General features: G+C 69.9%; 16 protein-coding genes. 9 read left to right on the top strand and 7 right to left on the bottom strand.

Going from position 1 to position 21,941, the window contains the following annotated elements:
• Positions 1-113 precede the first annotated feature (113 nt).
• The gene (locus tag ACFO8M_RS09135; protein WP_387973626.1) at positions 114-737 is read right to left on the bottom strand and encodes a response regulator transcription factor; all 624 of its coding nucleotides are present in this window, start codon (positions 735-737) and stop codon (positions 114-116) included.
• A gap of 449 nt (positions 738-1,186) precedes the next feature.
• Here ACFO8M_RS09135 and ACFO8M_RS09130 point away from each other — a divergent pair, with 449 nt between their 5' ends.
• The gene (locus tag ACFO8M_RS09130) at positions 1,187-1,855 is read left to right on the top strand and encodes a hypothetical protein (RefSeq protein WP_387973623.1); all 669 of its coding nucleotides are present in this window, start codon (positions 1,187-1,189) and stop codon (positions 1,853-1,855) included.
• 129 nt (positions 1,856-1,984) lie between these two features.
• Here ACFO8M_RS09130 and ACFO8M_RS09125 read toward each other — a convergent pair whose 3' ends face one another.
• Complete coding sequence (locus ACFO8M_RS09125; protein WP_387973620.1) at positions 1,985-3,670, bottom strand: AAA family ATPase; 1,686 nt, start codon at positions 3,668-3,670, stop codon at positions 1,985-1,987.
• A 166-nt stretch (positions 3,671-3,836) separates the two neighbouring features.
• A complete protein-coding gene (locus tag ACFO8M_RS09120; protein ID WP_387973617.1) occupies positions 3,837-4,109 on the bottom strand; it encodes a response regulator transcription factor in 273 nt (90 codons plus the stop codon).
• A 197-nt stretch (positions 4,110-4,306) separates the two neighbouring features.
• Here ACFO8M_RS09120 and ACFO8M_RS09115 point away from each other — a divergent pair, with 197 nt between their 5' ends.
• Positions 4,307-7,606 (top strand): AfsR/SARP family transcriptional regulator, encoded by a 3,300-nt coding sequence (locus tag ACFO8M_RS09115; RefSeq protein ID WP_387973614.1) that lies wholly within the window; start codon positions 4,307-4,309, stop codon positions 7,604-7,606.
• Between the two features lie 15 nt (positions 7,607-7,621).
• Here the strand turns inward: ACFO8M_RS09115 and ACFO8M_RS09110 are convergent, their stop codons facing one another.
• The gene (locus ACFO8M_RS09110) at positions 7,622-8,086 is read right to left on the bottom strand and encodes a hypothetical protein (RefSeq protein ID WP_387973611.1); all 465 of its coding nucleotides are present in this window, start codon (positions 8,084-8,086) and stop codon (positions 7,622-7,624) included.
• Positions 8,087-8,287: 201 nt separating this feature from the next.
• Between ACFO8M_RS09110 and ACFO8M_RS09105 the strand changes: the two genes are divergently transcribed.
• A complete protein-coding gene (locus ACFO8M_RS09105; protein WP_387973608.1) occupies positions 8,288-9,541 on the top strand; it encodes a helix-turn-helix domain-containing protein in 1,254 nt (417 codons plus the stop codon).
• A gap of 41 nt (positions 9,542-9,582) precedes the next feature.
• On the opposite strand, the gene ACFO8M_RS09100 is transcribed toward ACFO8M_RS09105, so the two are convergent.
• From ACFO8M_RS09100 to ACFO8M_RS09090, 3 genes are all read right to left on the bottom strand, one after another.
• Positions 9,583-10,221, bottom strand: coding sequence for a hypothetical protein (locus ACFO8M_RS09100; protein WP_387973605.1), 639 nt, complete (start codon positions 10,219-10,221; stop codon positions 9,583-9,585).
• Positions 10,222-10,352: 131 nt separating this feature from the next.
• Positions 10,353-11,396: a hypothetical protein gene (locus ACFO8M_RS09095; protein WP_387973602.1), complete on the bottom strand. Its 1,044-nt coding sequence runs from the start codon at positions 11,394-11,396 to the stop codon at positions 10,353-10,355.
• Positions 11,397-11,410: 14 nt separating this feature from the next.
• Positions 11,411-12,448, bottom strand: a complete 1,038-nt coding sequence (locus ACFO8M_RS09090; RefSeq protein ID WP_387973599.1) for a hypothetical protein — start codon at positions 12,446-12,448, stop codon at positions 11,411-11,413.
• A gap of 135 nt (positions 12,449-12,583) precedes the next feature.
• Between ACFO8M_RS09090 and ACFO8M_RS09085 the strand changes: the two genes are divergently transcribed.
• The 6 genes from ACFO8M_RS09085 (at position 12,584) to ACFO8M_RS09060 (ending at position 21,501) form a co-directional block, all read left to right on the top strand.
• Complete coding sequence (locus ACFO8M_RS09085) at positions 12,584-14,044, top strand: outer membrane protein assembly factor BamB family protein (RefSeq protein ID WP_387973596.1); 1,461 nt, start codon at positions 12,584-12,586, stop codon at positions 14,042-14,044.
• 153 nt (positions 14,045-14,197) lie between these two features.
• Positions 14,198-14,983: a 3-hydroxybutyrate dehydrogenase gene (locus ACFO8M_RS09080; protein ID WP_387973593.1), complete on the top strand. Its 786-nt coding sequence runs from the start codon at positions 14,198-14,200 to the stop codon at positions 14,981-14,983.
• Positions 14,984-15,023: 40 nt separating this feature from the next.
• Positions 15,024-16,367, top strand: coding sequence for an MFS transporter (locus ACFO8M_RS09075; protein ID WP_387973590.1), 1,344 nt, complete (start codon positions 15,024-15,026; stop codon positions 16,365-16,367).
• 112 nt (positions 16,368-16,479) lie between these two features.
• Positions 16,480-18,453: a helix-turn-helix domain-containing protein gene (locus ACFO8M_RS09070; protein ID WP_387973587.1), complete on the top strand. Its 1,974-nt coding sequence runs from the start codon at positions 16,480-16,482 to the stop codon at positions 18,451-18,453.
• Positions 18,454-20,385 carry an acetoacetate--CoA ligase gene (locus tag ACFO8M_RS09065; protein WP_387973584.1) on the top strand — a complete coding sequence of 644 codons (1,932 nt, stop codon included), beginning with the start codon at positions 18,454-18,456 and terminating at the stop codon, positions 20,383-20,385.
• A gap of 135 nt (positions 20,386-20,520) precedes the next feature.
• On the top strand, positions 20,521-21,501 hold the full coding sequence (locus ACFO8M_RS09060; protein ID WP_387973581.1) for an extracellular catalytic domain type 1 short-chain-length polyhydroxyalkanoate depolymerase: 981 nt from the start codon (positions 20,521-20,523) through the stop codon (positions 21,499-21,501).
• Positions 21,502-21,941: the final 440 nt, after the last annotated feature.

The following is a 21,941-nucleotide window of genomic DNA, read 5'->3' as shown; positions in this document are numbered from 1 at the left end:
CCTGCCGAGCAGGCTCCCGCAGGAGCCTGAAACCGTTGCGCCACTGGGGCACCCGGCGACCAAGATCGCCGGTGCCCCGCTCCCGACCAGACCTGCCGACCCGGACTCCTGTTCTAGGTGAGGAGGCCGGTGCGGAAGGCGATCGCTACAGCGTGGGCGCGGTCGCGAGCACCGAGCTTGCGGTACAAGTGCTTCGCGTGGGTCTTGACGGTGTCTTCGGAGACGAACAGGTCGATGGCGATCTCTGCGTTGCGTTTGCCTTCGGTCAGTGCGGTGAGGATCTGGAACTCCCGGTCGGACAGCGCTTTGAGCGCCGGCCGAGGCGGGCGCTGGCGTGGTACGGAACTGGTCGTGTTGGTCAGTCGCCGGCGGGCGAGGACGACCGTTTGGGCGAAGGCCACGAGCAGGTCGTCGCCGTCGCCGGTCATGGCCCGCATGACCCCGAGTGCTCCGGCGGCTGCCAGCATCGCGGCGGTGCGGGGGCTGGCGGCGCCCGTGAACACGAGACCGGTGGCCGGGAAACGGGTGCGAACGGTGCGGGTGAACTTGACCGGGTCGGGTGCGGCCAGGGCGACGTCGACCAGGACCACGTCCACGCGGCCCAGGCTGAGCTCGAGGAACAATGCCGGGGCGCAGTCGACGACCTTGACCTTCTGCGGCAGGTCCGTCTCGGCCGCGCACGCCGAGATGCGCTGGCCCGCCCCGGGAGTCTTGACATAGACGACAATGGTTTTCACATCACCGAGTCCTTTCTTGATGGGTGTGCAGCACGACAACCGGCTCGTCGCTCAAAGGGCCGGTTGCGGTGGCGCGGAGGCGGTGCCGGCAGCACCTGACGGGGCGTCTGCGACGCCCCGTCTCGGACTGGTGATCATCGTTCACACCTCGTGCCATGAGGGCTTAACGAACCAGCAGGGGAAAAGTGACGGAAGACACAGCAATTTGATGGTGAGCTCTCGTGTTAGCACTGATGCACGGCGGCAGGTCTCCTTCTCGAGCAATTGAGCCGGGATCGGTGCCTGCGCGGTCCAGCCGGGGCCCTGCCGAGAAGACATCCGAGGAGACAAGTGGTGGAAGGGTTGCGAAGTGCCGGTCTGCTCGTGAATTTCGCAAATCGGGGACGCGGCTGCTCTTCGTGAATAGCCTCAGGACGTCAGATTCGCAACTCCACTGGAGGGAGACGCCAATGAAGATGTCCAAGAAGAAACGTACGAAGGTCATTCGCCGGGTGGCGACGGGAGCGGTCGCCGCGTCGGCTGTAGGCGCGGCGGTCGCGGGGGTCGCCCTCGCGGCGCAGCGGACCGACCAGGCCGCCCCCAAGCTCCCGGCACCGGGCGCGACCATTGAGGTGGATCTCGCCTCGAAGGGGCTCGAGCTGGTCTTCGTGGGCCAGAAGGTCAAGACCGGCCCGCTCAAGGGTAAGGCGACCTTCGAGATCGAGTCGAACAAGGGCGACCCGTCCTCGGTGCAGACGAAGATCAGCGAGTTCTACCTGACCTCGCCGGCCAAGCAGGGCGGCGTCACCATCGCCATCGAACCGGCCAACCGGAACGTCAAGGACCGGTCGGTTCTGAGGCACAACCGGTCGGAGTCGCCGAAGCTTCAGCACACCCTCAAGGTGCCGCTGAACATCACGGTCCGGTACCCCGAGGTCCTGGGGCTGCCCGCCGACACCGAAGAGCCGTTGACGCTGAAAGCGGAGGAAGCGGCCGTCCTCGTCGGGACGCTGAGCGGTTTCCCGCCCAGAGGCACCCGCTACAAGCTCAAGGAGACGGCCGAGCTGTCGCTGCCGGGCCAGCCCGGCAACGATCTGGCGACGATCGTGAAGTTCCCGGTGAAGGTGGAAGGCTTTTAGGCCGCGTTCAGGGATGTCGCATGCCTCCGGCGGGATTGGTCGAGCCACGATTCGATCTCGGCCGGAGGCCTCAGTCGTCAGTCCCAACGGCACGGACGAGCAGTGAGGCCCTGCTCCCAAGGCCTGCCGTCAGGTGGCGAGCTCCTCATAGGCCTTCACGATGTCAAGGGCCTCGATCGTGGTCATTTCGGCCGTGCTCGGCGTGCCGCTGTCGCCGTATTCGCCGAGCAGCCGCAGGTCGCGCTGAGCGGCGGCCTTGTGGCAGAGTTCGCGGGCGAACCGGCCGTTGCCGAGCGCGTCGATCTGCCCCGAGTTCACGACGGCCGCACACCCGGCATGCAGGGCACGCTCGGCTTCGGCCGAGAGCGATTCGCCTGCGGCCGTCAGGATCGAGGTGCCGATGGCGGTGAGTTCCTCGGCCGAATACGACGGGAACTCGATCACTGTGGAGAAGCGCGATTTCAGGCCCGGGTTGGTGGCCAGCAATTCGTGGATCTCGTCGGTATAGCCGGCCAGGACGATGACGAGTCGGTCCCGACGGTTCTCGGCGGCCGTCAGGATCTCCTGCATCGCCTCATCGCCGAAGGCGTCGGCGTCGCCGTCATAGCCCTGGTTGGCCAGCGAATAGGCCTCGTCGATGAACAGGACACCGCCGGTCGCCTCGTCGATCTTCTCGCGGGTCTTCAGCGCGGTGGACCCCAGGTACTGGCCCACCAGGTCGCCGCGCTGGGTCTCCACGACCTTGCCGTGCTCGAGCAGACCAAGCCCCGCGAGGATCTCGCCCATGATGCGGGCGACCGTGGTCTTCCCGGTACCGGGCGGTCCGGTGAACACGAAGTGCTGCGGCCGACTCGAGCTCTGCAGTCCGCGTTGCCTCTTCAGGGCCGCCATTCGGAACTGGGCTTTGAGGGTGTGGATCTGGTCCTTGACCGGTTGGAGTCCGATCATGGCGTCCAGTCTCCGTCCGGCGTCGGCGAGCTGCTTCGCGCGATCATCCCCTCCCGGCCCGCCTCCGGAGAACGACCTCAGCGGTGACTCGGCGGTCGTCCGTGTCGTCCCGGCCGGGCGGGCGGCCTTGGCGCGCTCGGCGAACACCTCGTAGTCAGGAGCGAGACGGTAGGCGCGCTGGAACGCCTGCGTCGCCTGCTCATCCTCTCCCAGGGCTTCCAGTGCCGCTCCTCGCACGAAGTAGATGTGGGCGTTGTAGACGGGATCGCTGATGGCGGTCGGCAGGCCCTTGGCGGCGTTCAGTGCCTCATAGTGCGTCTTGAGTTGCACCAGGGACGCGGCGACATAGAACTGGGCCTCGTCGTGGAGCGATGCGTCCTTGATGCCGTGCGACTCCTCGAGCACCTCTTCCCACTCGCCTCTTTCGAAGGAGCAGCGAGTACGCAGCAACTTGATCCTGTCGTCCTGGTCGTGGTACTTGCTGTCGGCCGCGGCCAGCGCTTCACCGGCGCGTTCGAGCTGTCCGGAGTCGATCAGCCCGGCCATGAACGCCAGCCAGGCGTCGTAGGCATCGCGGAGGGGGTGGCTGACGAACATCCCGATCTCGAAGGACGACTTGAGGGCGAGTCCCGTGGCTTTTCGCAACCTGCCCAGGTTGGACCGATGTTCGAGCATGCCGAGCACCGCTTCGTCCAGCTGTTCCTGCCCGCAGGCGTGGACTCCGAGCCAGGCGTCCGCGGCGCGCGGATCGTATTCGAGGACGTGCTCGAAGCAGTCCGACGCACGCACGAGGTCGCCTTTGCGCAGAAGTTCGACCCCCCGGGACCAGACTTCCAAGACCGATGCCGTCGCCGTCGAGAAGGACATGTCCACTCCGGGTTGAGAAGGGGTGTAACCGGCCTCGCGCTGCTGCCCCGCCGCTCGGGCCATTCTGCCACCGGCAAGCGGGACTTGCGAGGCAGAAGACCGGCGGGAAACCGGCGGGAAATCCATGGCGCCCACCGATCGAAGACGCTGCGCAGCGAGGATCCGGTCAGACCCGAGCCGGGGGCGCGCCGGTGCGTCCGAAGTGCTCCTCGCTGAGAAACCCCGCACGAAAGGCGAGGGCGCCGAGCGCCTCCGGGGAAGCGGCGCCGAGCGTCCGGTTCAAGTCCCGGACCTCGCGGTTGACGGTGCTCCGGGACAGGAACAGCTCCTTGGCGATGACCTCCCTCGTCATGCCCCGCACCAGGTGGATGAGGATCTGGCGTTGCCGTGGAGTGACGTGGTCGTCGGGATCGAGATCCGGGAAGTGGGTGCCGGGCATCGGCATTCCTCCGTGCTGCATCGCATCGCCCGGGAGCCCGCGGGTCTCGCCGGTGATGTGGGGGACTGCTTGCGGCGATCATGATGTCGTCTCCCGCTTACAGCCGGCTTACACCCCTCGTCGGGCCACGAGTCGAGCAGTCGCCACTGCATTACCCTGTACCGAGACACGTACTCCTCGGCGAGGTCGGTGAACGAGTGCAGGCAGGTCTGGGCGCGCTGCGGTTCAAAGTACTGGGCCCCCTCGAAGTCGCCCGGGACGGCGAGCCGCTGCTCCAGCGCGCTGCGCTCCAGCGACGGCTGCTGGCGGCCCTGCTGGCCGGATCGGAGCGGGCCGTCCCGACCGACCTGCTCATCGAGGCGATCTGGGAAGGCTCGGCGCCCGGCAACGCCCGGGCAGCCCTGCTCGTATACCTGCATCGGCTGCGGCGGACCCTTGGCGATCCGCAGCGGATCTCGTTGGAGCCCAACGGGTATCGAATCCACGTGAGCGCCCTCGACTGCGACGCCCACGCCTTCGAGGACCTAGCGGCCACGGCGCGGCGAGAGCGAAGCGCGGGAAGGATCGAGCAGGCCGCCGATCACTATGCGCAGGCGATGCGAATGTGGCGGGGCGAACCCTATGCGGACGTCACGGGGACTGGTCTGATCGCCGCCGAGGCCGCTCGGCTCGGTGAACGACGGCTTCTCGCCCAGCAGGAACTCCTCGAAGTGAAGCTCGACCTCAGGATGCACGCCGCAGTGATCGGCGACCTCGAGGCGCTGGCGCGCTCGCATCCCTTCCGCGAGCGGCTGACCGCCTTGCGGATGCTCGCGCTGTACCGGGCCGGACGGCAGGCCGAGGCGCTGGAGGTGTTCCGCGAGAGCAGGGCAGTCCTGGCCGAGGAGCTGGGCATCGACCCGGGGCCGCTGCTGCAGCGCGTCCACGACGCGATCCTCCGCCGCGACGAGCACCTGGCGACGGTCGCGGCGGCGAGTCTGGACGGCACCTGGGTTCCGCTGGCCGACAAGGAGTCCGACGTCGCCGCTCCTAACGCGGCCACGCCGCGGGAGCTGCCGGCGGACGTCATCGGGTTCACCGGACGCGACGGCGAACTGCGCGAGTTGGAGGCCGCTCGGTCGGGACGCGCGGAGGACGGCATCCCGCCGTCCCCCGTCATCGTCCTTTCAGGAATGGGCGGGGTCGGCAAGACCGCGACGGCGGTCCACTGGGCACACCGCATCGCCGCCGACTACCCCGACGGCCAGCTGTTCCTCAACCTGCGCGGATACTCCACCGTCCCGGCGCGTCGGCCGATCGAGGCGCTGGCGGCGATGCTGCGATCGCTCGGACTGCCCAGCGACCAGGTGCCCGTCGAGGTCGAAGAGGCGGCCGCGCGCCTGCGGACCGAGACGGCCGGGAAACGGATGCTCATCCTCCTCGACAACGCGGCGTCGGCCGAGCAGGTGGCCCCACTGGTGCCGGGAAGTTCAACGTCGCTGGTGGTCGTGACCAGCCGGAACCACCTCGGCGACCTCCTCGCCCGGCACGGTGCCGCCCTCGTGGGCCTGTCACCGCTGACACCGGACGAGGCGACCGGACTCTTGAAGGCCCTGCTGCGGATCCCCCGCTCGGCGGACCGACCGGAGCTCGCAGAACTGGCCCGCCGCAGCGGCTTCCTGCCGCTGGCGCTGCGCATCGCGGCGGCGAACGCGGCCGGCCGGTCGTACTCCGCCGGCCCGAGCGAATACGCGGGGCGGGAATCGGCGGGCGGTCAGGCGACGCTCGTCGGCGGCCCCCATGCGGCCGTCAAGGCGACATTCGACCGCTCCTACCGGGTCCTGCCCGACGACGCCCGTAGAGTGCTCCGGCTGCTCGGCATCGTCCCGGTCCGATCGCTCGCGGTCGAAGCGGTGGCCGTGCTGGCGCAGACCGACACCGCCGCCACGGAGCGAGCGGTCGAACGGCTCGTCAACGCTCACATGGTCAATCGGGACGGACGCGGCAGGCTCTACCTGCACGATCTCATCAGGGACTACGCCGACGACCTGGTCGAAGCCGACGACCCCGTGCGAGAGGCAGCACTGAAGCGCCTGTTCGAGTGGTACCTCGACAGGGCGGATGCGGCGTGCCGCCGCAGGTACCCCGGCTCCGCAAGACTGTCGGATGCCGACCGGTCCGCCGGCTCCGCGGACGTGGCGGACGCGGCGCAGGCCGCGCAGTGGCTCGACGACGAGCGCGAGAACCTCATCGCCGTCGCCGTGTACGCCGGCGACCACGGCCACGGATCAGTGGCCTGGAAACTCGCCGACATCCTCCGCAGCCACGCGTGGGTCGAGGTGAGCGCCGCGGACTTCCTGGCGCTGGGGCAAGCGGCGTTGAACGGTGCCGGCGCAGTGGAGAGCGTCCCCGGGGAGGCGGTCGCCGAACTCTGCATCTCCACCGCGTACCTCAAGGCGCGCGACTACGCGGACGTGGTCCGCCACGCCGAACGCGCGATCGACCTCTCCCGCAGGGCCCGATGGGATTCCGGCAGAGCCTCGGCCCACCACAACATGGCGCTCGCCTGCTGGAACATCGGCAGGCTCCGAACCTCCCTCGCGCACGGCGAGGCCGCGCTCGCGATGAACCGAGCGTCCGGCAGGTCGCGCGCGGCCAGTGTCAATCTGGGCGTGCTGGGTGTGGTCCACGGCGAGCTGGGCGAATTGCGCACCGAGGCGCGACTGCACGAAGCGGCGCTCCGACTCGCCGAGGAGATCGGCAACCCCGGCCTCCAGGCATCGCATCTGCGGAGTCTCGCCGTGGTGTCGATCTGCCTGGGCTCAGTGGAGGCGGCACAGCGGCAACTGGACCGGGTCGTGCACCTCGAAGAGGGCGCGGAGGACGGCAGACTCAGCGGCCCGACGGCTGAGAACATGGCAGAAATCTGTTCCGTGTTCGGCAGGTACGACGAAGCGCTGGCCCACGCCGACAGGGCGATTCGGGAGGCGGAGCTGTGCGGCGACAGCAGCGGCAAGGCGCGCGGGCTGATCGCCGTCGCCTTGGCCCTCAACGGGATTGAGCGATTCGAGGGAGCTGTCGCCGCTGCCGCGCAGGCACTGCAGGTGGTGAATGGCGACTTGGCGGGTATCAGGATCAACGCCTTGATCGAGCGGTCCAAGGGGAGGCTCGCGCTCGGCGAGGTCGAGGCGGCGGGCGCGGACGCGGAGCTGATCCTCGAGCTGGCCGGGGCGGGGGAGTACCGGACCGGAGAGGCCATGGGGCTCAACCTCCTGGCCGAGGTGAGGCTTCGTCGCGGTGCCGTGGGCGAGGCCCGTGAGCTCGCGCAGCGCGCCCTCGACGACCACCGTTCCTGCGGTCATCGCCCGGGGGAGGCCTGGGCGCTCTGGGTGCTGGGGGCGACCGCGATTGAGGCGGGCGATGCGGCCGCCGCCCAAGGGCACTGGCGCGAGGTCGAGAAGATCTACGCCGGCATGGGCGCTCCGGTGCCGGCGAAGTTCAGGACCGGCACCGGCTGAGCCCCGGCCGTTGCGCTAGTCGTCCGTCTCCAGGGTGGCTCCGACGTCGGCGGCCTCCTGGATGATGCCGACGATCTCGACGGCGGAATCACTGTCCACGCATCCCCCGTTGCCGTTCGACACGCTGTCCTCGCCTACGGTCAGCGACCAGAAGTAGGGCGGCACCTCCGTCGTGCAGACCATGCCGTCGTCCGGACCCCTCGGAAAATCGGAGGCGTTCGCGAGCTCGTCGATCTCGGCGATCTGCTCCTCGGTCAGTGAACCGGAACCGGACTCGGTGCCGGTGCGCTGCCACGAGCCGTCCGCCGCGATCTCCACCGTCGCCTCCATGACGACTTCGTTCTGGTCGTCTTTCTCGGTGACGGAGAACGTCAGCTCGGGCATGGTCGGGGGTGCTCCGCCCCCGGAGTCCTCGGCGGATCCCTGCCCGCAGGCGCTCAGGGCGACGATGAACACGGCGGTGATGCTGTATTTCCACATGCGCCTGGGACGCGCCGGCGCCCGCGATGGTTCCCGACACAACGGGATTCCCCGGAAATGAGCCGATGTGCTCACGAGGTGAGCCGATCGGATCAACTGCGGGCGTAGACCTTGACGTTGTTCAGACCCGGTTCATAGCATCGGCGCGGTCGATCATCCGCGGCCCGCGGACCGATCGGTGATCACGGGAGGGGACGCGCCATGGCTGATCGAGTGCCCGACCCCGGGACCGGACTGCGGCCGCTTCGGCTGCGGGCGATGATGACCCAGGAGGAGCTCGCGCTCAAGTCGGGCGTCGGGACGCGCACGGTCCGCGACATCGAATCGGGCAAGGTGCGGCCGCAACCGAGGACGCTGCGCCTGCTCGTGGCGGCGCTGGGCCTGGGCGAGCCCGATCGGGCGACGCTCACCGGGACGACCGGACGGTTTGCCGTGCCCCGCGAGCTGCCGCGCGTGATCACCGCGTTCGCCGGTAGGGAGGCACACCTGGACTCGCTCCTCACCGCGGTCGACGACGGGGCCTCCATTGTCGCCGTAGACGGTATGGCCGGCATCGGGAAGACCTCCCTGGCGGTGCGGGCCGCGCACGCGCTCGCCTCCCGGTACCCCGACGGGCAGCTGTTCGTGAACCTCCGCGGGTTCGCCGACGCGGACAGGCCTCGCCCGGATCTCGCATCGGTGCTGGCACGGGTGCTGCGCAGCCTCGGCGTGGAGGATCAGGGCCTCTTCCCGGGCGTCGACGAGCTCACCGGCCGCTACCGCAGCGCTGTAGCGGGTCGTCGCGTGCTCGTGGTGCTCGACGATGCGGCGAACGCCGAGGAGGTGGAGGCGCTGCTGCCGGGAACGACGGACAGCCTTGTCCTGGCGACGAGTCGGCGCGTCCTGTCTCCTTTGGCGGGTGCGTGCTCGGTGCCGCTAGGACTGCCGCCGATGTGGGAAGCCGTGGCGATGCTCGCCGCCGCCGCCACAGGTCGGATCAGTGAGGAAGAAGCCGTCTTGGTCGCGGACCGCTGCGGGCGCCTGCCGCTGGCGATGGGTCTGGCGATGGCCCGCTTCCGCAGCCGAAGCCATTGGCGCGCAGCGGATCTGCTGCGCCGCCTCGAGGACGATGACCGGTTGCTCGACGAGCTCGACATGGGACGCCGCGGTGTCGCCGCGGCGCTGAACGCCTCCTACCTCGAGCTCGATGCCGCCCACCGGCGGCTGCTGCGTCGACTCGCTCTCGTCCCCGGCGGCGATGTCGACGCACGCGTCGCCGCCGTGCGCTGCGGCATCGACGACAAGCGAGCGGCGTCGATGTTGGAGTCCCTCGCGGACGTGCATCTCGTGGAGACCCGGTCGCCGGGACGATTCCGGCTGCACGACCTGGTGCGGCTGTTCGCCGCCCGCCTTGCGAGGCAGGAGGAGGCCGACAGCGAAGTGGACGAGGCCTACCTCCACCTGATCAGTGTCTGACCCCGGCTCGGCGCATCGCCGGGCCAAGCGCCGCAGCAGTGCTAAGCGGCGGCAAAGTAGGTGTAGGTGTCCACGTCCCAAGTGTTCAGCAGCGCGATCTCGATGATGGCGCCCTCGATCTTGTCGGTTTCGATGGGGACGCATCGGTTGGCGGTGAAGGACTCGCCGGGTGCGACCTCAGGGGCGTCGAGGATGTCATCGGGGACGAGGCCGCAGTCGCTTTGGAAGGTCCAGGACTCGTTGCGGACGCCGACCAGGAGGTCCATGGGAGCGGCGGCGGCGTCGGCCTTGTTGGTGCCGGTCAGCGTGATCATGAAGTACTGGGAGCCCTCGGCGGGGGCGGTGTTGGTGGCGTCGGTTTCCAAGATCGTCTCGGTCGCGTCGACTTCCACGGCGGTGATGGCGATGTCCCAGGTGTCGACCTGGCCGGGCGTGCACATGTCGAGCGGGGCGTCGATGCTTTCGCCGGCTTGGGGATCGGCGTCCGCGGGCACGTAGTCGCATTCGATGACCACAGGAGCGGCCGCGGTCGTCTCCTCGGCGGCGGCCTCGGAAGCGGTCTCGGTGTCTTCACTGGAATCGGCGGCGGTGCACGCGGTGAGGCCAGTGAGCCCCAGGAGACCGATCCCGGCGACGGCGAGCAACTTCTTGGCGGGCAGTGTGGCGATGGATGAGTCCACGATCGATCCTTCGAGCGGAGGCGTGTGTGACGCCTGTGAATCTACTTCAGCGGCGCCACGCCTCGACTACACCAGGCGGCGCTTGCGAACGCGGGCCCCGGCCGCGGGTTGCCGCAGGTCCGTCGCGGGTCCTACCAGCGGCAGGTGTTGTCCTGGGCGGCGGCCAGGGCGAGGGTGAGGCCGCCGTCCTCGCCGATGACGGGGGTGACGTTCTCGATGTCGACGCCGCAGCGTCCGTCCAAGGTGCTCTCGCCGCCTTCAAAGACTGCGGATCCCTTGCCGTTCAGGGTGATCCAACCCGGTTCGACGACCTCCAGGCGCAGGTCGCGGTTGAAGCGGACCTTCGGATAGATCTCGACGGCCCAGTCGAGTTCGCTGACCGAGGCGAATTCGGTGCGGCCGTCGTAGGCGATGCCGTAGTCGTAGGCGGCGCTGAACGGGCATCCGGCGGGGGCGAGGTCGGAGCTCTCGGCGCAGGTGTCGAGCCAGGCGGCCAGCTCCTCGTTGAGCCTGGACTCGATCGCTTCGCTGCCGGTGAGCGGATCGGTCATGACCGCGTTCAGGTCGAACGAGTCGAGGCTGTACGCGCCGAGGTCCGATCCGGGCAGGGCGAGCAGGGAGAGGTCGTCTTCCCCCGTCAACTCAGGGACGCTCGCGAACAGCGAGTAGGAGCCCGGATACAGCGCCACGGACACCGCCGCGCCGTCGGCGACGGCGACATCGCCGCGAACGCCGTTGATCTCGAGGGAGGAGAGCAGCGGACTTGTGACCGACACGTACATGTACGGGTTGGTGATCAGCAGGTCGTCGTCAGCGCTTTCGAGCTTGAAGGCGCCCTCGGCGCGGGTGTCGCCGGAGCGGATGACGGCGTGGACCGTGGTCTGGGACGCGGACTTGAGCTCGACCGATTCGATCTCCCAGTCCGAGGACGTCGCCTCGGCGGTCAGCCACGAGCGGTCGGCCTCCAGTGCGTAGGCCTCCGAGACGAGGGACTCGGCGCGGTCGACGTCCCGGTCGCGCAGCGCTTCGAGGTAGTCGCGGACGACCTCGACCGGCGCCGGTTCGCCGTTCACGACCGCGAGGATCGGCCAGGCGGCCAAGGCGACCGCTACCGCCAGCACCGCTTCGCTGAGGATCGACCAGCGGCGGGGGCGGGCCCAGGCCAGCGGTGTCATGCGTCGGGTCTCCTTCACTCGGTGCCCCGGCAGGTGTCCGTCGCGGGCTGTCCCAGCGGCGCCACCTCGAACGAGCCGTCCGGGGCGGCCAGGACGTGCAGCACGCCGCCGTCGAAGCGGCAGGCCGCGGTGAACGCCTCCCAAGTGCCCCAGTCCTCTGAGCCGGTGCCCTGCAAGGTGAGTCGGCCCGGTTCGGTGAAATCGACCAGCAGCACGGGTTCCCCGTACGTCCCCGTGCCGGGGACGACGGTCGCCACCGGGTACTCCTCAACCATCCACACAGGATCTCGGATCTCCTCGACGCGGCGCCGGTCGGCGGTGTCGACCATACCGTCGGTCGCGAACGGGCAGCCGGGAGGCGCGCTCAACCGGTATTCGATGCATGCGTCGATGTAGTCCTCGACCACGCCCTGCAGCGACGCCGCCGCGTCCTCGGCCGGTTCGGGAAGCGGCGTGCCGATCACCTCGGAGCCGTTCCCGCCATTGTCGCCCAGCAGAGCGACCGGATCGCCGCCGAAGAACCGGTAGACGCCCGGCAGCAGCAGCACCGTCCGGTTCGCCTGGCCGGCATACCAGTCCTGCCAGGACGTCTCGAGCGGCATCGGGACGGACCGGTCGTTCACCTGGAGCGACAGGTACGAAGAGGCCGACACGGTGACGGTCTGGAAGGGGGCGCTGAGGGTGTACTCGCCGTCGTCCTCGTAAACGGTGAAGACGCCCTCGGCCGTGCCTTCATCGGTGCCGATCGTCGCCGACACCGACTCCTCGAATCCCGAAGGGCTGCCGGACTGCTCGACCGACAAGAGGTCAAATTCGCCGATCGCGTCGGGATGGAGGAACGCGGCGGCCGAGCCGGCCGGGACGCCGCCATCGATGAAGCTGTAGGCCAGCTCGAAGTCCTTGTCCCGCACCGCCTCCATGAACGCCGTGACGACCTCGACCGCCGTGTTCGGTTCGCGCACTTGGTGCCACGTCGTCAACGGAAGGAGGGTCAGTGCCGAGAACAGCATGATCCAGCCGATGCGCAGGCCTTCGCGTCGGGTCGGGGACACGCGAGGATCGATTGAGGGCATGGGCACATCCGGGGGTCGGGGCTCGGTCGGATCGAGGATAACCGCAGGATGCCAGCTTGCGGCGCGTCGCTATCGTGCAAGTGCCCCTCACCCGCCCACCGCCTTGGAGGACCCATGCCGTCGGAGACCGACCGCCCGACGCTGTGGCGGGAGCTGCGCAGCTGGCCGCGGTCCGTGCAGCTCGGCTTCGCGGGCCTGGCCGTCGCGGTCTTCGCGGCGACCTTCGTGCTCGAGCCGCTCTACGAGCCCGACTTCCCCGACCGGTCCGAGTGGCCCGAAGGCACGATCCCGGACGGGATCGCGGTCGGCGAGCCCTCCGGCGGCCCGGAGGACCCAGGCCTCCCCGAGGGAGTCGAGGTGTACCAAGGGGAACCGCTGTGGACCGCCGCGTTCGCGTCGGACGGCGAGGAGGTCGCCCAAGTCGACCAGGGCGCCCTGCGATGGGCCGACGGGCGGATCGCACTGGAGCGGGACGGCGAGGACGTGTGGTCGTACGGCTGGGAGTCGTACAGACCCGAAGTCGGCATTGCCGGCGAGGTCGTCGTCATCTCCGAAGACCTCCGCGAGATCACCGGCGAGGAGTACGACTGGCCCGGCCGGCGTGACACCGTCGCGCTCGACCTCGACACCGGCGAAGAGGTCTGGCGCGACCAGGACGCCTCCTTCGTCTCGGCGTTCGCCGACGCGGTGATCATGACCGAGTGCACCGGCGCCCAAGACGACCGCATCGGCGACTGCACCCTCTACTCGCGCGACCCCGCCGACCTCTCCGTGCAGTGGTCGACCCCGACCTACGCCAGCGCCCAGACCGCGACGGACATCGCCTGGACCGGTGCGCCCGTACCGGACCGGCTCCTCGTCGAGTCCTACCCGACAGGTCACGGGGACCGCACCGTCGACGTCTACGAGGACGGCGAAAGCCTGCTCAGCGTCCCGACCCGCAGCAGCGCCGCGATCTCCGGGGACACACTGATCGTCTACGACGAGTACGACGACAACCCCGCGGACGAGTGCATCGCGACCCTCGCCGGATACCGCCTCGGCCGATCGGAGCCGGCCTGGGAGATCGAGGCGATGACCCGCAAGAGCGACGACTACGCCTCATGCGGCGGACTGCCCACGGCGGAGGCACGGGACGGCAAGCTGCCCTTGACCATCGACGGCGTGCCATCCATCGTGGACGTCGCGACGGGCGAAACCGTCTGGGAGGCCCCCACCGAGGGCCAGGCGATCGCGCTCGGACCGGACGCCGCCACGCTCGTCACCGTCGACTGGGAAGCCGAGGCGGACAACCTGATCGCCTTCGACACCGCGACCGGCGAGGAGCGCTGGCGCGCGAACGCGGTCTTCCGCAGCGACGACACCACTTGGCCCATCGGCTCGACGCTGTGGCTCTACAGCGGCGGGGACACATGGGGCTCGAGCGCCCATGACGTGTACGCCTACGATCTGGCCACCGGCGAGGGCGTCGCCCTGCCCGGCGACGCCGCCTACTTCGTCCCGGGCCGGATCGTCACGATCACCGGCGCCACCCACCCGGCCGTCCGCAACGTCTGGCCGACCGAGATCTGGTGACACGAGCCGAGCGCTGAGGAAGCCACCGTCCCGCACGCCGCAGTGCGCCAACGAGCTCCATCCGTCGGCGTGGTGTAACCACATGGAACCTGCGAGAACTGTGGGGCCGATCGACATGGTTATTGCGATCGGGTGTCCATAGCATTTATCGGCATGGATGATGTAACGCCCATCACTAGTGGTTCGACCGGGGTGGAAGGCGAGCTGTCCGGCCGGGTCGCGCTGGTGACCGGGGCCGGCTCCGGGATAGGGCGGGCCTGCGCTCTCGCGCTTGCCGAGGCCGGCGCCGAAGTCCATGCCGCGGACCGCGATCCCCGGACGGTGCGCGAGGTCGCCGAGTCGATCGGCGGCAAGGCGCATGTCGTCGACCTCGCCGCGCTCGAGTCGGTGACCCGGTTGCCGAACGAGGTCGACATCCTCGTCAACAACGCCGGATTCCAGCACGTCGCGCTCATCACCGACTTCCCCGCCGAGCGGTTCGAAGCCATGCAGCGGGTGATGGTGACCGCGCCGTTCCTGCTCATGCAGCGCTGCCTGCCGCACATGTACGCCCGGGGATGGGGGCGGGTCGTCAACCTCTCCAGCGTCCACGGCCTGCGCGCCAGCGCCTCCAAGGCCGGTTACGTCGCGGCCAAGCACGCCCTGGAGGGCCTGAGCAAGGTCGCCGCGATCGAGGGCGCGCCCCACGGCGTCACCAGCAACTGCATCAACCCCGGCTACGTGCGCACCCCGCTGGTGGACCGCCAGCTGGACGACCTCGCCGCAGCCGGCTCCACACGGGACGAAGTGCTCGCCGAGGTGCTGCTGCACCGGACCCCGCTCAAACGGCTGGTGGAGCCCGAAGAGGTCGCCGCCGCCGTCGTGTGGCTGTGCCGTCCCGTGGCCAGATCCGTGACCGGGTCCTCCGTGACCATCGACGGCGGCTGGACCGCCACCTGACCCCCGAACCGTGTCCGCCCACCCGAGAACAGGTACAGCAATGACCACTGACACCGCGACTACCCCCGCCTCCGAAGACGAGCGCCGCACCGGCATCGGCCGCATCGTCACCGCCAGCCTCGTCGGCACCACTGTGGAGTGGTACGACTTCTTCCTCTACGGCTCCGCCGCCGCCCTGGTGTTCAACACCGCCTTCTTCCCGGCCCACGATCCGCTGGTGGGCACCCTCCTGGCCTTCGCCACCTACGCCATCGGGTTCCTCGCCCGGCCGCTGGGCGGGCTGGTCTTCGGCCACTACGGCGACCGCCTCGGCCGCAAGAAGCTCCTGGTGCTCAGCCTGCTGATGATGGGCGCCGCCACCTTCGCGATGGGGCTCCTGCCCACCTACGCCGCCATCGGCGTGGCCGCCCCGATCCTGCTGACCCTGCTGCGGCTGGTCCAGGGCTTCGCCCTCGGCGGCGAATGGGGCGGCGCCGTCCTCATCGTCTCCGAGCACGGCGGCGAACGCCATCGCGGATTCTGGGCCTCCTGGCCCCAGGCCGGGGCGCCCGGCGGGAACCTCCTCGCCACGGGGGTGCTGGCGCTGCTGGCCGTAATCCAGACCGAGGAGGCGTTCCTGGCCTGGGGCTGGCGCATCCCGTTCCTGCTCTCGGGCATCCTCGTCCTCATCGGACTGTGGGTCCGCATGACGGTGTCCGAGTCGCCCGTCTTCCTGCAGGCGCAGGCGGAGTCCGCCGCGAACGGTGCCAAAGAGAAGCCCCCGATCGTCGAGGTCCTGCGCACCGGCTGGCGCGAGGTGCTCGGCGCCATCGGACTGCGGTTCGGGGAGAACATCTCCTACTACATCCTCACCGCGTTCCTGCTGGTGTACGTGACCGCGCAGCTCGAGCTCTCGAAGAGCCTGGCGCTCAACGCCGTCCTGATCGGCTCGGCGATCCACTTCGTCACCATTCCCATGTGGGGCGCGCTGTCCGACCGCATCGGCCGCCGCGCGGTCACCCTCATCGGTGCGATCGGCATGGCCGCGTGGGCGTTCGCGTTCTTCGCGCTCGCCGACACCGGGTCGTTCGCGGTGATCTGCCTGTCCGTCACCGTCGGCCTGCTGTTCCACGGGGCCATGTACGGGCCGCAGGCGGCCTTCGTCTCCGAGCTGTTCGACACCAAGGTCCGCTACTCGGGCGCGGCGATCGGCTCGCAGCTGGCGTCCGTCATCGCCGGGGGACTGGCGCCGCTCATCGCGGTGGCGCTGCTGAACCACTTCGGCTCGTCGGTCCCGGTCTCGGTCTACCTGTGCGGGGCCGCGATCGTGACCGCGATCGCCGCGGCGGTCATCCGCGAGACGCGCGGACGGGACCTCACCGTCGCCATCCGGCCCGAGCGATGACCACCGGTCGGCGGCCGGTCCGCTGACTAGACTCGGCCGTGCGGCGGCCGCGGCGCTGCCCGTCCGCACGGCCGATCCCGCGTGCCGCCCACAAGTACAGGGGAGGATTGCCGTGCCGGCCGAAGCAGACCCGCCCGCCCTCGGCGCCGACGCAGCGGCGCTGCGCCGGCTCTTCGACCTGCTGGCCGCCGACGCCTCAGCGGACCAGCTCGCCCAGCCGGCCCGGGAACTGCGGGCGGCGGGCGCGTCCGAGACGGCCGCGGCCGCCGTGGACGAGGCGACGGCGGTGGCCCTCCAGATCCGGCAGACGCTGCGGCAGCGGCGCCGCCGGGAGGCCGAGCTGGCCGCCCTGTTCGACACCGCCGGCGACCTCGCCAGGCTGGGGGACCTCGACTCCGTGCTCCGCGCCATCGTGCACCGCGCCCGCAACCTCCTGAACGCCGACATCTCCTACTTGAGCCTCCAGGACCCGGCGGCGGGAGACACCTACATGCGAGTCACCGACGGCTCCGTTTCGGCGAAGTTCCAGCGGCTGCGCCTGGGCATGGGGGAGGGCCTCGGCGGGCTGGTGGCCGAGACCGCACTGCCGTACGCCAGCACCGACTACACCTACGACACCCGGTTCCGCCACACCGGCCCCATCGACGAGGCCGTCGCCGAGGAAGGGCTGCACGGGATCGTCGGCGTGCCGCTGCGCACCGGCGAGTCGGTCATCGGCGTGCTGTTCGCCGCCGACCGCACCGCCCGCGACTTCGCGCCCGACGACATCGCCATGCTCGTCTCGCTGGCCGACCACGCGGCCGTCGCGATCGAGAGCGTCCGCCAGTTGGAGGAGGCAAGGGGCGCCCTGAGCCGACTGGAGGAGACCGCCGAGACCTCGGACCGGCTCAACCTCGCCCTGCGGCGGGCCGCCGAGGCGCACGACCAGCTGACCGGGCTGGTCCTGCGCGGCGGCGGGGTCGGCGATCTGGCCGCGCAGGCCGCCGCGCTGTTCGGCGGCCCGATCGGCATCTACGACGCCGAGGGCGACCAGCTGGCCCGCGCGGGAACCGGCGCGGTCGGCTTCGTCCCCGAACCCGCCGACGACCCGCACTTCGGCAAAGGCGCGATCCTCGCAAAAGGACTGTGGGTGTGCGCGATCACGGCCGGACCCGAATCGCTGGGCAGTATCGTGCTCGGCGGCCGGGAGGACCTCGGCGACGAGGACAAGCGGCTGTTCGAGCGGGTCTCGCTCGTCACCGCGCTGCTGCTCCTGCTGGAGCGGTCGGTGGCCGACGCCGAGGACAGGGTTCGCGGCGAGCTGCTGGACGACCTCCTCACCGGCGCCGGGCGGCGCGGCGGCGGCACCAGCCTCGCCCTGCGCGCCCGCAAGCTCGGCGTCGACCTTCAACTGCCGCATGCGGTTCTGACGCTGGGCTGCGAGGCCTCCGCGCGGCCGCGACTGGTCGCGGAGGCGACTAGGTGCGCCCGGGCCGAGCACGGGCTGGCCGGCAGCCGCGACGGCCGCCCGGTGCTGCTGCTCCCGACCGACGACCCCGGAGCGCTGGCCGCCCGTCTCGCCGCCCGCTTCGGCCGGTCGGTCGGCGGCCGCGTCACGGTTGCGGCCTCGGCCCCTGTCCGCGACGGCCTTCCGGACGCCTACCGCGAGGCCGAGCGCTGCATGGAGGCGATGCTGACCTTGGGCCGCAAGGGCGAAGGCGGCTGCATGGCCGACCTCGGATTCGTCGGCGTGCTCCTCGGCGACGCCGACGTCGGTGCGTTCGTCGAGCGGGTGATCGGCCCGGTGCTGGACTACGACCGCCTGCGAGGCACCGACCTGATCGGGACCTTGAACGCCTACTACGCCGCCGGCGGCAACCTCTCCAAGACGAAGGAGGCGCTGCACGTCCACGTCAACACCGTTTCCCAACGCCTGGACCGGATCTCAGCCGTCCTGGGACGCGGCTGGAACGACCCCGACCGGTGCCTGGAGCTGCAGATGGCATTGCGCCTCCACCGGCTCTCCGGCGGCGACCGGCAGACGACAATCGATGCGAGCAAGGGATTCCATCGGACCGCGAAGCGGTCCACGCCGAAGGAGGTATGAGTGACCGGGGAAGTGCTCTGGCGGCCGCGCGCCGACGCGGCGGACACGACGAGGATCGGGGCGTTCGGCAGGTGGCTGTCCGACCGGACGGGAGCGGATTCGGCGTCATACCAGGACATGTGGCGGTTCTCGACCGACCGGCCAGCGGCGTTCTGGGGAGCGGTCTGGGAGTACTTCGGCCTCGGCCGAACCGTCCCCGAAGACCGGGTCCTGCCCGACCCCGACATGCCCGGTGCCGCCTGGTTCCCCGACGAGCGGTTCAACTACGCCGAAGCCGTGCTCGCCGCCCCCGGTGTGGCCGAGGGCGACCCGATCATCAAGGCCTACTCCGACACACGCGACCCGTTTCAGTGGACGCTGGCCGAGCTGCGCGCGATGGTGGCCCGCCTGCGCGCGGGACTCCTCGCCCGCGGCGTGCGCCGCGGCGACCGCGTCGCCGCCTGGATGCCGAACGTCCCCGAGACTCACGCGCTCATGCTGGCGGCGGCCTCGATCGGGGCCGTGTTCACCTCCTGCCCGCCCGAGTTCGGCGCCAAGGCCGTCGTCGACCGGTTCCGGCAGGTCGAGCCGACCGTCCTTTTCGTCACCGACGGATACCGCTACGGCTGCAAGCGCATCGAGCGGGACCGCGACATCGAGCAGGTCGTCGCCGCCCTTGACGGCGGGCTCAGTGCGACCGTGACGTTCTCCTACCTCGACACCGGTTTCCGCGTCGGCGAGGCGTGGGAGGACTTCGCCTCCGGCGAGGGCGAACTCGCCTTCGAGCCGCTTCCGTTCTCCCACCCGCTCTACATCCTCTACTCCTCGGGCACCACGGGCCTGCCGAAGGCGATCGTGCACGGCCACGGCGGCATCGCCGTAGAGCACGCCAAGATGCTCGCCCTGCACCACGATCTGGGGCCGGGGGACCGGTTCTTCTGGTACTCGACCACCGGGTGGATGATGTGGAACTACCTCGCCTCCGCGCCGCTGGTCGGCGCCGCGATCGTCGCGTTCGACGGCGCCCCCGATCCTGAAGGGCTGTGGCGGCTGGTCGAGGAGGCCGGGGTGACCTACTTCGGCGCCTCCGCGCCGTACCTCATGGCCTGCCGGGAACGGGGCATCGTTCCCAAGGAACTGGCCGACCTTTCGAAGGTCCGCGGCATCGGCTCCACCGGCGCGCCACTGCCGCCGGAGGGATTCGACTACGTCTACGAAGCCGTCTCCGAGACGGCGCAGCTTCAGTCCCTCTCAGGCGGAACGGATCTGTGCACCGGCTTCGTCGGCGGGGCCCCGACCGTGCCGGTCCGGCGCGGAGCGCTGTCGTGCCTGTGCCTGGGCGCCAGGGTCGAATCGTTCGACGCTTCCGGCATGCACGCCCTGGATCGCGAGGGCGAGCTGGTGATCGCCGCGCCGATGCCCTCGATGCCCGTGGGGCTGTGGGGCGACCCGGACTTCGAGCGCTACCGGGACACCTACTTCACCCCGTTCAAGGGAGTGTGGCGCCACGGCGACTGGATCACCATCGCCGAGGACGGCTCGGCGGTCATCTCGGGCCGCTCCGATGCGACGCTCAACCGCGGCGGGGTCCGCATGGGCACCGCCGAGTTCTACGCCGTCATCGAGGCCGTCCCCGGCATCGTCGACTCCCTCGTGGTGCACCTGGACGACAAGGACGAGCTCATCGTGTTCGTGGAGGCCGCCGTCGAGGTCGACGACGAGCTCAAGCGGCGGATCGCCGCCGCCGTCCGGGCGGATCTCTCGCCCCGCCACGTCCCCGACGAGGTGATCGCGGTCCCGAAGATCCCGCGTACCCTGAGCGGCAAGAAGATCGAGGTGCCCGTCAAGCGGATCATCCAGGGCGTCCCGGTCGAAGCGGCCGTCGCCGTCGACTCCCTGGCCGACCCGGCGGCGCTCGATGCCTTCGTGCCGCGGGTGCCGGCGGCGGACTGAGCCGCCGAGTACGGGACCACCAGGGTCGGAGCCGAAACTGTGGCTTCGTCCCACATATCAATACATATCAATCTCACCTAATCTGGACTCCATTCGATCCCCGGTCGACGAGTTGCTCACGATGAGGTGAAAGCGATGATTTCCATGTTCGGGCGCGCCATGCGCGTCCTCTTTGCCATTGCCGCGGCCCTGGTGCTCACGCCCCTGGCGGGGAGTCCGGCCGGCGCCGCGTCCCTGCAACCGGTCGGCGGTTTCGGGACCAATCCCGGCGCGCTCGACATGTACGTGTACGTGCCCGACGGGCTTTCCGCCGGCGCCCCCGCCGTCGTCGCGATCCACGGTTGCGGCCAGGACGCGGCCACCTACCACGCCAACTCCGGGTGGCGGCGATTCGCCGACGAGTGGGGCTTCGCGCTCATCTATCCCCAGCAGCGCCAGGCGAACAACAGCTCGGGGTGCTTCAACTGGTTCCAGTCCGGCGACCAGTCCCGGGACGCGGGCGAGCCGGCCTCGATCGCGCAGATGCTCGACCACGCCGTCGAGACGTACTCGCTCGACTCCGAACGCGCGTACGTCACCGGCCTGTCCGCCGGCGGCGCCATGACCGCGATCATGCTGGCCGCCTATCCCGACCGCTTCGCGGCCGGTTCGGTCGTCGCGGGACTTCCCTACCAGTGCGCCTCGGACGTGGCCTCCGCGTTCACCTGCATGAACCCCGGTCGGAACCTCTCGCCGTCCGCGTGGGGCGATCTGGTTCGCGGGGCCCACCCCGGGTTCGACGGGCCCCGTCCCGGCGTGGCCATCTGGCACGGCACCGCCGACGACCGGGTCGTGAGCGCCAACGCCACCGAATCGGCCGAGCAGTGGACGGACGCCGCCGGAGTCCCGGCCGACCCGACCGATGTCACCGTCATCGCCCCGGGCGCCACCCGCACGACCTACGGCGAGGACGCCGTGCGGCTCTACACGGTCGAGGGCATGGGCCACGGCACCCCTGTCGACCCCGGTCCTAACCCCGACCAATGCGGCAGCGCCGCACCGAACTTCCTCGACACCGTCTGCTCGGCCCATCACGACGCCGTCTTTTTCGGCCTTGACGACGGCAGGACGCTTTGAGCTACCGGCGGCCCGGTCGAACGTCTCCATCGGACCTGCAGCTGCGATGTCGGCGGATCGCCTCCGCGCAGCGGTACGGCACTGAGCTCACTCCCGAAGCGGCCGTGGCCATCAGCCCGGACTGGCGACCGCGGGGCGACCGGGTCGCTTGACCGAGCCGCGGACCGAGCGGCCCAGTCTCCGAACTGCGGTGTCATGACTTCACCCACACCTGGACGACGAAGAACTCTCGCGCCACGGTCATGACCCGAGCGCCTTTTTCCTGCTTGGCGGGTTCGCGCCGCCTCATCCGCACTCGATCGGCTCGTATTGCGACCTCCTTGACATTATTTCTGAGTGTAGTCATACTTGAGGTAGCTCGGAAATATCGAGTGGTGTCAGCGCCAGAGGCAGGACGGCCAGGGATCTCCTTCGCCGGCAGGCGGCGCTCAACGACCAGA

The organism is Glycomyces rhizosphaerae, assembly GCF_042647865.1.
GTDB classification, from domain to species: domain Bacteria; phylum Actinomycetota; class Actinomycetes; order Mycobacteriales; family Micromonosporaceae; genus Glycomyces; species Glycomyces rhizosphaerae.
Note: the sequence above shows the minus strand (reverse complement) of the source record. Positions and strands in the feature narration are given on the sequence as shown.

Excerpts from the sequence above, each read along its gene's own strand:
- ACFO8M_RS09130 (WP_387973623.1), top strand. The coding sequence starts at position 1,187 with ATGAAGATGTCCAAGAAGAAACGTACGAAGGTCATTCGCCGGGTGGCG.
- ACFO8M_RS09125 (WP_387973620.1), bottom strand. The coding sequence starts at position 3,670 with ATGTCCTTCTCGACGGCGACGGCATCGGTCTTGGAAGTCTGGTCCCGG.
- ACFO8M_RS09120 (WP_387973617.1), bottom strand. The coding sequence starts at position 4,109 with ATGCCCGGCACCCACTTCCCGGATCTCGATCCCGACGACCACGTCACT.
- ACFO8M_RS09110 (WP_387973611.1), bottom strand. The coding sequence starts at position 8,086 with ATGTGGAAATACAGCATCACCGCCGTGTTCATCGTCGCCCTGAGCGCC.
- ACFO8M_RS09105 (WP_387973608.1), top strand. The coding sequence starts at position 8,288 with ATGGCTGATCGAGTGCCCGACCCCGGGACCGGACTGCGGCCGCTTCGG.
- ACFO8M_RS09095 (WP_387973602.1), bottom strand. The coding sequence starts at position 11,396 with ATGACACCGCTGGCCTGGGCCCGCCCCCGCCGCTGGTCGATCCTCAGC.
- ACFO8M_RS09085 (WP_387973596.1), top strand. The coding sequence starts at position 12,584 with ATGCCGTCGGAGACCGACCGCCCGACGCTGTGGCGGGAGCTGCGCAGC.
- ACFO8M_RS09080 (WP_387973593.1), top strand. The coding sequence starts at position 14,198 with ATGGATGATGTAACGCCCATCACTAGTGGTTCGACCGGGGTGGAAGGC.
- ACFO8M_RS09075 (WP_387973590.1), top strand. The coding sequence starts at position 15,024 with ATGACCACTGACACCGCGACTACCCCCGCCTCCGAAGACGAGCGCCGC.
- ACFO8M_RS09060 (WP_387973581.1), top strand. The coding sequence starts at position 20,521 with ATGATTTCCATGTTCGGGCGCGCCATGCGCGTCCTCTTTGCCATTGCC.